This window comes from Streptomyces sp. NPDC048560, from assembly GCF_040650955.1.
Classification (GTDB): domain Bacteria; phylum Actinomycetota; class Actinomycetes; order Streptomycetales; family Streptomycetaceae; genus Streptomyces.
In genome coordinates, this window is record NZ_JBEZIJ010000011.1 from 225284 (window position 1) to 237233 (window position 11950).

General features: G+C 70.7%; 11 protein-coding genes and 2 tRNA genes. 3 read left to right on the plus strand and 10 right to left on the minus strand.

Translation table 11 applies throughout. The features are described from left to right. Positions 1-80 precede the first annotated feature (80 nt). The 7 genes from AB0C82_RS27990 to AB0C82_RS28020 form a co-directional block, all read right to left on the minus strand. Positions 81-154: transfer RNA gene (locus tag AB0C82_RS27990), tRNA-Lys, on the minus strand. Positions 155-260: 106 nt separating this feature from the next. Beyond that, positions 261-1019, minus strand: a complete 759-nt coding sequence (locus tag AB0C82_RS27995) for an IclR family transcriptional regulator C-terminal domain-containing protein (RefSeq protein ID WP_362846993.1) — start codon at positions 1017-1019, stop codon at positions 261-263. 167 nt (positions 1020-1186) lie between these two features. Next, positions 1187-1999 (minus strand): ectoine/hydroxyectoine ABC transporter ATP-binding protein EhuA, encoded by an 813-nt coding sequence (gene ehuA / locus AB0C82_RS28000; RefSeq protein ID WP_362847232.1) that lies wholly within the window; start codon positions 1997-1999, stop codon positions 1187-1189. Between the two features lie 10 nt (positions 2000-2009). After that, positions 2010-2651: an ectoine/hydroxyectoine ABC transporter permease subunit EhuD gene (gene ehuD, locus AB0C82_RS28005; protein WP_362846995.1), complete on the minus strand. Its 642-nt coding sequence runs from the start codon at positions 2649-2651 to the stop codon at positions 2010-2012. After that, positions 2648-3379 carry an ectoine/hydroxyectoine ABC transporter permease subunit EhuC gene (gene ehuC, locus AB0C82_RS28010; RefSeq protein WP_362846997.1) on the minus strand — a complete coding sequence of 244 codons (732 nt, stop codon included), beginning with the start codon at positions 3377-3379 and terminating at the stop codon, positions 2648-2650. Before ehuC ends, ehuD begins: the two co-directional genes overlap by 4 nt. A 19-nt stretch (positions 3380-3398) precedes the next feature. Beyond that, positions 3399-4301, minus strand: coding sequence for an ectoine/hydroxyectoine ABC transporter substrate-binding protein EhuB (gene ehuB / locus AB0C82_RS28015; RefSeq protein ID WP_362846999.1), 903 nt, complete (start codon positions 4299-4301; stop codon positions 3399-3401). 209 nt (positions 4302-4510) lie between these two features. Then, on the minus strand, positions 4511-5470 hold the full coding sequence (locus tag AB0C82_RS28020; RefSeq protein ID WP_362847001.1) for a D-2-hydroxyacid dehydrogenase: 960 nt from the start codon (positions 5468-5470) through the stop codon (positions 4511-4513). A gap of 192 nt (positions 5471-5662) precedes the next feature. Between AB0C82_RS28020 and AB0C82_RS28025 the strand changes: the two genes are divergently transcribed. Both AB0C82_RS28025 and AB0C82_RS28030 read left to right on the plus strand, forming a co-directional pair. Further along, entirely contained in the window at positions 5663-6427 is a 765-nt protein-coding gene (locus tag AB0C82_RS28025) for a decarboxylase (RefSeq protein ID WP_362847003.1), read from the plus strand. 75 nt (positions 6428-6502) lie between these two features. After that, positions 6503-7597 carry an LLM class flavin-dependent oxidoreductase gene (locus AB0C82_RS28030; RefSeq protein WP_362847005.1) on the plus strand — a complete coding sequence of 365 codons (1095 nt, stop codon included), beginning with the start codon at positions 6503-6505 and terminating at the stop codon, positions 7595-7597. Positions 7598-7608: 11 nt separating this feature from the next. Here the strand turns inward: AB0C82_RS28030 and AB0C82_RS28035 are convergent, their stop codons facing one another. Next, positions 7609-9474 (minus strand): EAL domain-containing protein, encoded by a 1866-nt coding sequence (locus AB0C82_RS28035; protein ID WP_362847007.1) that lies wholly within the window; start codon positions 9472-9474, stop codon positions 7609-7611. 380 nt (positions 9475-9854) lie between these two features. Between AB0C82_RS28035 and AB0C82_RS28040 the strand changes: the two genes are divergently transcribed. Next, on the plus strand, positions 9855-11096 hold the full coding sequence (locus AB0C82_RS28040) for a M6 family metalloprotease domain-containing protein (RefSeq protein WP_362847009.1): 1242 nt from the start codon (positions 9855-9857) through the stop codon (positions 11094-11096). Positions 11097-11180: 84 nt separating this feature from the next. Here the strand turns inward: AB0C82_RS28040 and AB0C82_RS28045 are convergent. Together AB0C82_RS28045 and AB0C82_RS28050 are read right to left on the minus strand one after the other, a co-directional pair. Further along, positions 11181-11254: transfer RNA gene (locus tag AB0C82_RS28045), tRNA-Lys, on the minus strand. Further along, on the minus strand, positions 11245-11928 hold the full coding sequence (locus AB0C82_RS28050) for a hypothetical protein (protein WP_362847011.1): 684 nt from the start codon (positions 11926-11928) through the stop codon (positions 11245-11247). Before AB0C82_RS28050 ends, AB0C82_RS28045 begins: the two co-directional genes overlap by 10 nt. Between the last annotated feature and the right edge of the window lie 22 nt (positions 11929-11950).

The window sequence follows — 11950 nt, forward strand, 5'->3', positions numbered from 1 at the left end:
GGTTGCTATGGCGCGGGGTGATCGAAAATGCCTGTGGGGGTGTTTTGGTGTTTCCCGAAACCCCCCCACTGTGTTGTCTGTGCGCCGTCAGGGACTCGAACCCCGGACCCGCTGATTAAGAGTCAGCTGCTCTAACCAACTGAGCTAACGGCGCCTGGTGACTCGAAAATAATACCTGCTCCTCAGGGGTGCTGACGACACACGTCGGCCACCCCCGACCCCTTGCCCCTTATGCCCGTAAATGCCGGATGATCCGGGGCCTAGAGAGCCAGTGAGAGCAGGACGGGCGCCGCCCGGCGGTTCAGGGTGTCCGCCGCGGACCGCAGCCGGTGCGCGTCCTCGATCGGCAGCGAGAGCGCCAGGCAGCCGGCCGACGCCCCGGCGGTGAGCGGCACCGCCGCGCAGACCGTGCCCAGCGCGTACTCCTGGAGGTCCAGCATCGGGACCGTCGCGGGCTGGCTGTCCAGCTTGGAGAAGAGGACCTTCTCGCTGGTGATCGTCCGGGAGGTGAGCCGGGCCGTCTTGTGGCGGGAGATGTGGTCGCGCCGCCCGTTCTGGTCGAGCTGCGTCAGCAGGCACTTCCCGATCGCGCTGGCGTGCGCCGCCGACCGGAAGTCCACCCACTCGTTGACCGCTGGAGTGCGGGGCCCGGCCGCCATCTGTGTGATCCGGATCTCGCCGTCGACATACCGGCTGAGGTAGACCGCCGCGCCGACCGAGTCGCGCAGCTGCACCAGGATCTGCTGGAGCTTGTCCTCCAGGGCCTGCCGGCGGGCCGCGCCGGAGCCGATCAGCAGGAGCGAGGAGCCGATGACGTACGCGCCGTCGGTGACCTGCTCGACGTACCCCTCGCGGCGCAGCGCCAGCAGCAGCGAGGCGAGGTGGCCCGTGGGCAGCCCCGTCTCGCGGGCGATCTGTACGTCGGTCACGCCGGTGCCGTGCTTGGAGACCGTTTCGAGCACGCGCAGGGCGTACTGCACCGAGTGGAACGGCGCGGTCGGTTCGGGCTTCAACGCCACGGTGTCCCCCTACCAGGTTGTGACCGCAAGCTTTCGCCCCACGATAGCGGCCAAGACCGCGGAAAGGGGGTGCTGTTGACGACTTGACGGGGGCGCCCCGGCGCTGTCAGCTGGGGCGCACCCGCCTGGCATATGCCCAGGTCATTACCGGTACATCAACAACGTGGTCACAGCACCGCGTTGAGGAACTCGCGCGTGCGTTCGTGCTCCGGGGCGGTGAAGATTTTCTCCGGCGATCCGGACTCCACGACCCGTCCGGCGTCGAACATCAGCACCTTCTCCGAGACGTCCCGGGCGAAGTTCATCTCGTGGGTCACACAGAGCATCGTGATGTCGGTGGTCCTGGCGATGTCGGACAGTAGATCCAGCACGCCCGCCACCAGCTCCGGATCCAGCGCCGACGTCACCTCGTCGAGCAGCAGGATCTCCGGCTCCATCGCGAGCGCCCGGGCGATGGCCACCCGCTGCTGCTGACCGCCGGAGAGCTGGGAGGGATGTGCCCCCGCCTTGTCCGTGAGCCCGACCATGTCGAGCAGTTCGCGGGCCCGGCTCTCCGCCAGGTCGCGGTCCATACCGAGGACGCTGACCGGCGCCTCGGTGATGTTCTGGAGCACCTTCATGTTCGGGAAGAGGTTGAACTGCTGGAACACCATCCCGATCTTCTTCCGTGACTCCCGCAGCTGCTTCTCGCCCGCCGGCTTCAGCGACCCGTCCGGGGTGCGGACGTGCGACAACGGCGAACCGTCGACCCAGATCACCCCGTCGCTGACCTTCTCCAGCGTCATCAGCAGCCGCAGGATCGTCGTCTTGCCCGAGCCGCTCGGTCCGATCAGGGTGACGTGCTCACCGCGCCGGACGGTGAAGTCCAGCTCGTCCAGGACCACATGGTCGCCGTACCGCTTCACGACCCGGTCGAAGCGGACCAGCGGCTCCACACCGGTCGTCGCCCGGACCGGGGCCGCGTCCGTGGGCTCCTTCAGGGGAGCAGATTCAGTGGCCAAGGCGCTTCTCCAGCTTTCTCATCAGTAGCGAGGTGGGGTAGCTCGCGACCAGGAAGACCAGGCCGGCGAGTGTGAACGCCTCGGTGTACGCGAAGTGGTCGGCCCCGTACGTCCGGGCCTCGAAGACCATCTCCTGCACCGTGATCACGGCGAGGAAGGGCGTCTCCTTGAACATCGAGATGGCGTAGTTGCCGAGCGCGGGCAGGACGTTGCGCACCGCCTGCGGCAGGATCACGGCCTGCCAGGTGCGCCGGGCCGGCAGCGAGAGGGCGCGCGCGGCCTCCCACTGGCCCTTCGGTACGCCGTCGATCCCGGCGCGGTACACCTCGGAGGTGTACGTGGCGTAGTGGACGCCCAGCACCACGATGCCGATCGTCAGCGGCTCCACGGAGCTGAACACGGCTGCGGCACCCACCAGTTGGACCAGCAGCGGGGTGGCGCGGACGAACTCCATCACCGCCCGCACCGGCACGGTGACGAACCTGCTCGGAGCCCGTCCGGCCACCGCGATGGCCAGCCCCAGGACAGCGGCCACGAGCGTGCCGAGCACGGTGGCGAGCAGGGTGACCCGGAATCCTTCGAGCAGCAGGGGGAGGGCCTCGCCCGCGGCGTTCCAGTCGAATCCGTTCACGCGGTGCCTCCCGGGACGGTGGTGGTCGCGGTGCGGCTCCTGAACAGGCTCTTCCCGCCGCTCTCCAGGCCGAGCCGCCGCTTGGCGGTCCGCTCCAGCAGGTTCATCAGCAGGGTCAGCGCGTAGGCCAGCACGAAGTAGGCGGCCAGCAGCGTCAGATACGCGGTGAGGGTCTCACCCGTGCGGTCGCGCACCTGCTGGATCACCGTCATCAGGTCCGCGGCGGAGATGAGCCACAGCAGCGGGGTGCACTTCAGCAGCTGGATCAGCAGGTTGGTGAACGAGGGGATCATCTGCACCCACGCCTGCGGGAGGATCACCTTGCGCAGCCGGCGGGACGGGGTGAGGTTCAGCGCGAGGGCCGCCTCGTACTGCCCGCGCGGTACGGAGTTGATGGCGCCGCGCACCACTTCGGAGCCGTACGCCCCGTAGTTGAGGCCGAACGCGACGACGCCGCAGATCAGCGGTGTCAGCTCGTAGCCGGTCAGGGGCGGCATCGCGTAGTACAGCCAGAACAGCTGGATGTAGAGCGAGGTGCCGCGGAAGAACTCGACGACGGTCCGTGAGACGCCGCGGACCAGGAGCAGCCGGCTGCCGGCCATCAGGCCGAGGGCGAAGGACAGGGCCAGGGCCAGCAGGGATCCCAGCACGGTGGCCTGGAGTGTGACCCACAGTCCCGCCCGGACCTGGGGGAGTTCGTCGAGGAGAGTGGAGAAGAAGTCACTCATACGGTGCGGTCCGTCCCCGTCAGCCCTTGCACAGATCGGCGGTCTTCAGCGTGGCGGGCGGAATCTCCGTGGCTCCGAAGCCGTAGGGCTCCAGCAGGCTCACGTAGCGCGAGCGGTCCGAGACGATCTTCCTGAGCTCGCGGTTGAAGGCGTCCCGCAGGTCCTCGTTGCCCTGGCTGAACACCGCGCCGCCGGGGGAGTACTGCTTCTTCCCGTCCAGCTCCGGCAGGAACGCCTCGGTGACCTCCGTGGCCGGGTTGGTCTTCGCGAGCCAGCGCAGCGAGATGCCGGTGAGCAGGAACGCGTCGATCCGCCCGCCCTTGACCGCGTCGGCGCCGTCCTGCGGCTTCTGCAGCGTCTTGATCCTGTCCTCGGCGATGCCCGCGCCCTTGGCGTACGAGGCCTCGACGGCGCCGGACATCACGCCGACGGTGATCCCGGCGGCCTTGGCCGAGGCCAGGTCGGTGACCTTCTTCGGGTTGCCCTTCCTCACCATCAGGGCCGTGGGGGAGATGAACTCCGGCTCGGAGAAGATGGCGTTGGCGCAGCGCTCGGGCGTTATCGCCATGCCCGCGCTGACGACGTCGTACTTGCCGGCCTGGAGCCCGGGGATCAGGCCGTCCCACTCGGAGAGGGTGGGCTTCAGCTCGTCGACACCGAGTGCCTTGAAGATCTCGCGGTGCAGCGTGGGCGCCTCGCCCCTGAGTTCCTTGCCCTCCAGATAGCCGTACGGGGCCTCGTTGGCGTACGCGACCCGCACGAAGCCCTGCTTGCGGAGCTTTTCGAGGGCCCCTTCGCCTTGCACCGACCCGGCGTCGGTCTTGCTGCACGCGGCGAGGAGTCCGGGAACGACGAGCAGTCCCCCCACGGCTGCCGATCGGTTGAGGAAACCCCGGCGGGACAGATTCGGGAAGTCAGCCATGGTTCGCAATCTCCTGGAGGGTCGAACAGTCCGGACAGGGTGAGCCCCTGCCCGATCCCGTACGTCTATGCAGGACGGGGCGTCATGTAACCCAACAGTGGCCGGAGAGTGACCCTTTCGTGCCCTGGGAGAGGCGGAGCGCGACGAGGGATGTGCGGGGCGTGTTCCCGGGCCCGGTCACGGGGGTGACGGTGTCTCAGACCGCCGGGTCAGTGGGTGTGATCGGAGGAGGGGACGTATCCCAGGTCCTTGTCCACCACGTTCGGCAGGGGCAGACCGGCCACCCACCGCTCGTACATGTCCACGAACTGCTCGCCCAGCCGGTCGCGCCAGCCGGCCGTGTCGCCGCTCATGTGCGGCGAGACGAGCAGCCCCGGGACGTCCCACAGCGGGCTCCCCGGTGCGAGCGGTTCCTCCTGGAACACGTCGAGCGCGGCGCCCGCGATCCACCGTTTGTTCAGGGCGTCCACGAGGTCGTCCTCGACGACCATGGCCCCGCGCCCCACGTTGACGAACACGGCCGAGGGCTGGAGCAGCCCGAAGAACCGCGCGTCGAACATCCCGCGCGTCGAATCCGTGAGCGGCGCCGCGCAGACCACCCAGTCGGCGCGTGCGGCCAGCCGGTCCAGGTCCTCGATGCCGTGGATCGTGCGCCGGGCCGTCCGGGCCACCAGAGCCACCTTCACTCCCAGGCCGTGCAGCAGCCGGGTGATCTCCCGGCCGATGGGGCCTGCCCCGACGACGACCGCACGGGTGCCGGAGAGCTGCCGGACCTCGCGGTGGCGCCAGTGGCGCAGCCGCTGGAGCTCCACCGTTCCCGGCAGGTCCTTGGCGAAGGCGAGGACCAGGCCGGCGACGTACTCGGCGACGGGCAGCTCGAAGACGCCCCGGGCGTTGGTCACCACCGTGTCGGACGCGGCCAGCTCCGGGCAGAGCAGCCGGTCCACCCCCGCGCTGGCCGTGTGCACCCAGCGGGGGCGCGGCCCGTCGCCGGGCCAGGCCCTGCGTACCGCGTCCGAGGCGAAGTCCCACACCAGCAGGGCGTCCGCGTCGGGGAGGTGACCGGCCAGCCCCTGTGCGTCGGTGTACCGGACGCGGACCCGTCCGGTCAGCCGGCCGAGGCGCGGTGACGGTTCGGTGTCCAGGACGAGGAGCGTGGGCTCTGGCATCACCCACCACGCTCGCACCGGAACCCGGCCGCGTCAACGGAGCCGCCCGGTCACGCACCGTGCGTCCTCCGTCATGCCCCCATCAGGGGAATACTTGTCAGTGGCGAGGGCAGCGGTGACGGGATCAGGTGCCCGGCGGGATGCCGGGCCGCTCGCCTCGCCCGGCGCTCCGGACGCACAGGAAGGGTGGACATGACGACCATCGGACTTCTCTACCCGGGCCACTCCGCGGAGGACGACTTCCCGCGGATCGAGATCATGCTCGACAGCGACATCAGACTGCCGCTCTTCCACACCGCCGTCGGCGAGGACGTCCACCGCGTCGAGGCCATGCGCGAGATGGGATCCGCCGAGCGGCTGGCGGCGGGTGTGGAGGACCTGCGCCTGGCGGGCGCCGAGGCGCTCGTCTGGGCCTGCACCGGCGGAAGCTTCGTGTACGGCCGGGAGGGTGCCCACGAGCAGGTCGCGACCCTGGCGAGGGCGGCCGGCCTGCCCGCCTCCAGTACCTCCTTCGCCTTCGCCCACGCGGTGAGGGAGATCGGCGCCACCCGCGTCGCCGTCGCGGCGACCTATCCGGAGGACATCGCGGTGCTCTTCGCCCGCTTCCTGGAGGCGGCGGGCATCGAGGTGGTCGCGACCCGGGGCAGCGGCATCATCACCGCCGCCGAGGTGGGCGCCTGGGACGAGCGGCTCGTGAAGGAGCTGGCCGTCGCCGGAGACCATCCGGACGCGGAGGCGGTGCTGCTGCCGCACACGGCCCTGCACACGGCCGCGTACGTCAGGGAGCTGGAGGATCTCCTCGGCAAGCCCGTCCTCACGGCGAACCAGGTGACGGTCTGGGAAGGGCTGCGTCTGGTGGACCGCCGCATCTGGGAGCCGGCGCTGGGCGCCCTCTTCGCGACCCGCGAGCCGCCCCCCGGCGTCACCGAGACCCGGGGGATCGTCGTCCGCGAGTAGCGGTCAGGGAATAAGCGGAGCCATCCTCCTGTTGGCTTCTCCCGTTACGTACGCATCACCGGGAGAGGCCGAAACGTGGACGAGATCCGAGGCGACCAGATTCGCGGCACCGCAGCCGGAACGGCCACCGTGCCGCTCTCCGTGCTCGATCTGGTGACCGTGGGGCAGGGCCGCACCGCGACCCAGGCCCTGCGTACCGGTGTCGACATCGCCAAGCTCACCGAGCGCCGCGGATTCCACCGCTTCTGGGTCGCGGAGCACCACTCGATGCCGGGCGTGGCCTCCTCGTCCCCGGCCGTGATCCTCGCCCACCTCGCCGCCCACACCGAGCGCATCCGCCTCGGCTCGGGCGGGGTGATGCTGCCCAATCACGCGCCGCTCGTGATCGCCGAGCAGTTCGGCACCCTGGAGGCCATGGCCCCCGGGCGCATCGACCTGGGCCTGGGCCGCGCACCCGGCACCGACGGCGCGACGGCCGCTGCCCTGCGGCGTACGGACCGGCTGAACGAGGGTGCCGACGACTTCCCGGAGCAGCTGGCCGAGCTGGTGCGGTTCCTGGACGACGACTTCCCCGACGGCCATCCGTACGCCAGGATCCACGCCGTACCCGGCCCGGTGCAGGCGACCGCGCCCGGCGGCGTGCAGTCCGCGGCCCGCCCGCCGGTCTGGCTGCTCGGCTCCTCCGGCTTCAGCGCGCGGCTGGCCGGTGTCCTCGGCCTGCCGTTCGCCTTCGCGCACCACTTCTCGGCGCAGAACACCGTTCCGGCGCTCGACCTCTACCGGGAGTCGTTCAGGCCCTCCGCCGTACTGGACGCCCCGTACGCCATGATCGGTGTGTCGGCGCTCGCCGCCGACGAGGAGCGCGAGGCCCGCCGCCAGGTGCTGACCGGCGCCCTGTCGATGGTCCGCCTGCGCACCGGACGCCCGGGGCTGATCCCGAGCCCGGAGGAGGCGGCCGCCCACACCTTCAGCCCGATGGAGCGCGAGTTCGTCGACGGCTGGCTCTCCAACGTCATCCACGGCACGGCCGACGAGGTCCGTACGGGCCTCGACGACCTGGCCAAGCGGACGGGCGCGGACGAGCTGATGATCACGGCGAACGCGCACGGCGGGGACGCGAGGCTGCGCAGCTACGAGCTGATCGCGGACGCGTACGGCCTGCCTTCCTGACCGCCGCGGCCTCAGGGGCGGGGGAGGGAACCGGCCGGTGAGCCCGACGGTGACTTCTCACCGATCAGTTCGGAGATGCGCTCCGGCGCCACCGCGCGCGAGTAGAGCCACCCCTGCCCCGTGTCGCAGCCGATCCTGCGCAGCCGCTCGGCCTGGCCCGCCGTCTCCACGCACTCCGCGGTGACGGTGAGGCCAAGCCGGTGGGCCAGCTGCACCATCGCCTCCACGATCGTCTCGTCGGCGGGGCTGGGGTGCGTCCCGCCGTCGTAGCGGAAGCCGCGCACGAAGGAGCCGTCCAGCTTCAGTACGGAGACGGGCAGCCGGCTCAGGTACGCGAGGTTGGAGTAGCCGGTGCCGAAGTCGTCGATGGCGATCCTCACGCCCATGTCGCTGAGTGCCTGGAGCGCCCGCAGCGGACGGCCCGCGGAGCCCATCACGGCGGACTCGGTGAGCTCCAGTTGCAGCAGTCCGGCGTCGAGCCCCGTGTCGGCGAGGATCTCCGCCACGTCCGCGACCAGGTCGGAGTCCCAGACCTGCCGTACGGCCACGTTGACGCTGATGAACAGCGGAGGCTCGTCCGGGTGGTCGAGCTGCCAGCGCCGTGCCTGGCGGCACGCGGTGCGCAGCACCCACCGGCCGAGCTGGACGATGGTGCCGTCCTCCTCGGCGATCGCGACGAACCGATTCGGCGGCAGCAGACCGAACTGCGGGTGGTTCCACCGCACGAGGGCCTCCACGCCGCGCACGGTCCCGTCGGCCATGCACACCAGCGGCTGGTACTCCAAGGTGAACTCGCCCCGCTCGACGGCGGGCCGGAGCGTGGAGGAGAGCGCCTGGCGGGTCATGCGGTGGGCGTTGCGCTCGGGGTCGAACAGCGTCCAGCGCGCCTTTCCGTCCTCCTTCGCCCAGTACAGCGTGGTGTCCGCGGCCTGCATCAGCCCGGTGGGCGAGGTCCCCGCCGACGCCCGCTCGACGACGCCGATCGAGGCGGACACGGAGAGCCGCTGACCTGCGAGGTCGAAGGGCTGCTGAAGGGCGGCGAGCACCGCGTTGGCGAGCTCGGTGAGCTGGGCGGTGCCGGTGGACTCCTCGACCAGGATGGCGAACTCGTCTCCGCCGAGCCGCGCCACGAGATGGCTGCCGCTGCGGCCGGAGCCGTCGTGTTCGGCGCAGTCGGTGAGCCGTCCGGCGACCGCGGCCAGGAGCCGGTCGCCCATGCGGTGCCCCATGGTGTCGTTGACCGCCTTGAAGCCGTCCAGATCCAGGTAGCAGAGCCCGATCCGGCCGTGCGGGGGCAGCGAGTCGTCCTGGAAGGGCGGTGTGTCCAGGGCCGCGGAGAGCCGTTCGAAGAACAGGGTCCGGTTGGGCAGCCGGGTCACCGGGTCGTGCATCTGCAGGTGGCGCAGCCGCTTCCGGAGTTCGCGCCGGTCGCTGATGTCCGCGACGGACAGCAGGACGCCGCCGTTGGCGGACGAGCCGTCCATCGGCACGACGGTGATCTCCGCCCACAGGGAGCGCCCGTCGGGGTGCTTCAGCCTGCGGGTGCAGCGGAAGCGGGAGCGCCGGCCCTGCAGCACGTCGCGGTAGGCGTGCCAGGTGCGGTCGTCCGAAGCGAGATCGACGAGACCGGCGGCCGGCTGCGTGGCCAGGATGTCGGCTTCGGTGCCGAGCAGCCCGGCGAGGGCGTCGTTCGCGCTGACCACGAGGCCCTCGTGGTCGAGGACGGCCATGGCGAGGGCGGAGACCTGGAAGGCGGCCCGGTAGTCGCGCAGCTCGGACGGGTCCGCTCCCGGCGCATGACGCTCGGTGACCGGGGGGCGCCCGGCGCCCGGGGCTCTGCCTGCCCGGGGCCCCGGCCCTTCGGAGGTTCCGCTCACCGCTTGCTCCCGCTGTGCAGATCGTCGTGAACAGGTGTGGTCGGACAGGCAACCGTGTGGAGGCCGTTGCCAGGGACCGTATCCACGGGGGAAAGCGTGGTGAAGCATAGAGGGTGGCGAGTCGGCCGTTCCAGCTCGCGGGCCGTGGCCGACGCTCCCTACCCGCCTGGCCCCTTCTCCGGGCTTCATTCCGGTTTGCCCGCTAGTGATGGTTTCTGTGCGGTTCTGTTATGTCGCTTAGGTGAATTGATCGATTGTGACTGTCCGTGAACAGGTTGCGGCCGGGCTCCTGACCCGAGTGGTGCAGCTCAACAGGACGTACGGCCCCGGATCGGCACAGGGTGGGTGGGGTGTCCCGTGTTTCCCACCCGGAGGTAGATGTGCCGCGACCGCACAGCCCCGGGGGAGTGGAGAGGCCGAGCCTGCGTGGCGTGGCGGCCGCTCTCACCTCCCTGATGGCGCTCGCCGCCACCTCCCTCGTCGCGGGCCCCGCCGTGGCCACCACGGGCGACGCGGGCCCGTGCGCCCTGCCCAGGACCGGGGCCCACCACTCCCTCGGCCTCGACACCTGGAACGGCGCCTACCCCCGACCCGACCGCAGCCTCGACGCGGTCATGATCTTCCTGTCGTTCCCGGACTCCGAGCCCAGGATCGACCCCGGTGTCCTCACCGCCGACTACTTCCCCTCCACGACCCGCTTCTTCGAGCGCGCCTCTTACGGGAAGTTCACCCTGCGCCCGCATCCCCAGCAGCAGTGGATCGAGATGCCCCGCCCCTCCGCCTGGTACGGGATAGAGCGCGACTGGGACTCGGGGCGGCGCAGCGCGTACCTGCGCGACGCGATCGACGCGGCCGACGGGTCGGTCGACTTCTCGGAGTACGACATCGTGTATCTCGTCGCCGACCCGGACGCGCCCGGTGTCGACTCCGACGCCACCAAGGTCGTCAACTTCGACCGCCCGCTGCGGGCCGACGGTGCGGACATCAGGCGCGTCGTCACGGTCTTCGAGCAGCACCCGCCGGACCGCAACGTCCTCGCGCACGAGACCGGGCACGTCTTCGACCTTGCGGACCTCTATCACCGGCCGACGGACGGCAAGGGCGACTGGGACACCTATGTCGGTGACTGGGACGTCATGGGAAGCCAGTTCGGGCTGGCACCCGAGCTGTTCGGCTGGCACAAATGGAAGCTCGGCTGGCTGGACAACCGCCAGGTCACCTGCGTGCAGGGCAGGGCGGACCTCACTCTGGAACCCGTCGCCGCCGCGCCCCTGCCCGGCGTGTCCATCGGGACGCGGCTCGCGGTGATCAGGACCGGCGAGGACAGCGCCCTGGCCGTCGAGGCCCGCAGCTCCACCGGGAACGACGGGGCGAGCTGCACCGAGGGCGTACTGATCTACCGGATCCGCAACAGCACCCCGTCCGGCGGTGGTCCCGTGGAGGTCCTGGACACCCATCCCGAGACGGACGCCTGCTGGGACCGGTCGGTCTACCCGCCGCTCGCGGACGCCCCCCTCGGCGAGGGCGAGACGTACACCGTGCCCGGCGAACGGACCCGGATCGAGGTCGCGGACCGGAACCCGTCCGGCTCCTGGACGATCCGGATCAGGACGGGCACGTAGGGCCTTTTGAAGGCCCTGGGGGCGGAAAGGGCCTCGCCACACGAAGAAGGCCCCTCGCTTTCGCGAGGGGCCTTCTTCCGTCTGTGCGCCGTCAGGGACTCGAACCCCGGACCCGCTGATTAAGAGTCAGCTGCTCTAACCAACTGAGCTAACGGCGCCTGGTGACGTCGTAGACATTAGCACCCTGATCGGCAGGAGGAAAAATCGAATACCCGGAGGCCGGGGAGGGCTGTGACCTGCCCACCCGTACGCAGGCCCACAGCAGCACGTCGGGCCCGGGGAGCCAGGGGTTACGGGTGTCGGGGGCGACCACCCAGCGTGGTCCCGTCCCCTCGGAACCGCCGGCCAGGGGCGGCACGGTCACCGCGTCACCCGCGCCGTGGCAGAGCGGCGCGGGGACGGAACCGCGGTGCGCCCCGGGCTGACCGGGACCCGCGGTGCCCCACTCCTCCCAGTCGAGCAGCGACGGCAGCCGCTGGGCCGTACCCGGGGCGGCGAACAGGAGCATCCGGCCCCGGTGTGTGGCCACCGGGCCGGAGCCGGGCCCCTGGGTCCACAGCTGCTCCAGCATCCGCCGGCCGAACAGGGCGGGCACGCTCACCACGTCGAAGGCGGACCCGCACGGCAGGACGCCGGGGGAACCGGGCCGCGCCTGCCACCGGGAGAGCGTGCTGCGCGGATACGCCGAGGCGCCGGCGAGCCAGGCGGCCCCCGCGGCGGTCACCTGGGCGGCCGGGTGCCGGGGCTGGTCCCGCAGCAGAGCGAAGATGTCGACGTCGCGGTGGGAGGCCCCTGCGGGGAGGGTCGTTTCGTCTTTCAGCCAGGCGCTCATACCGACAGGTCTACAAGGAGTG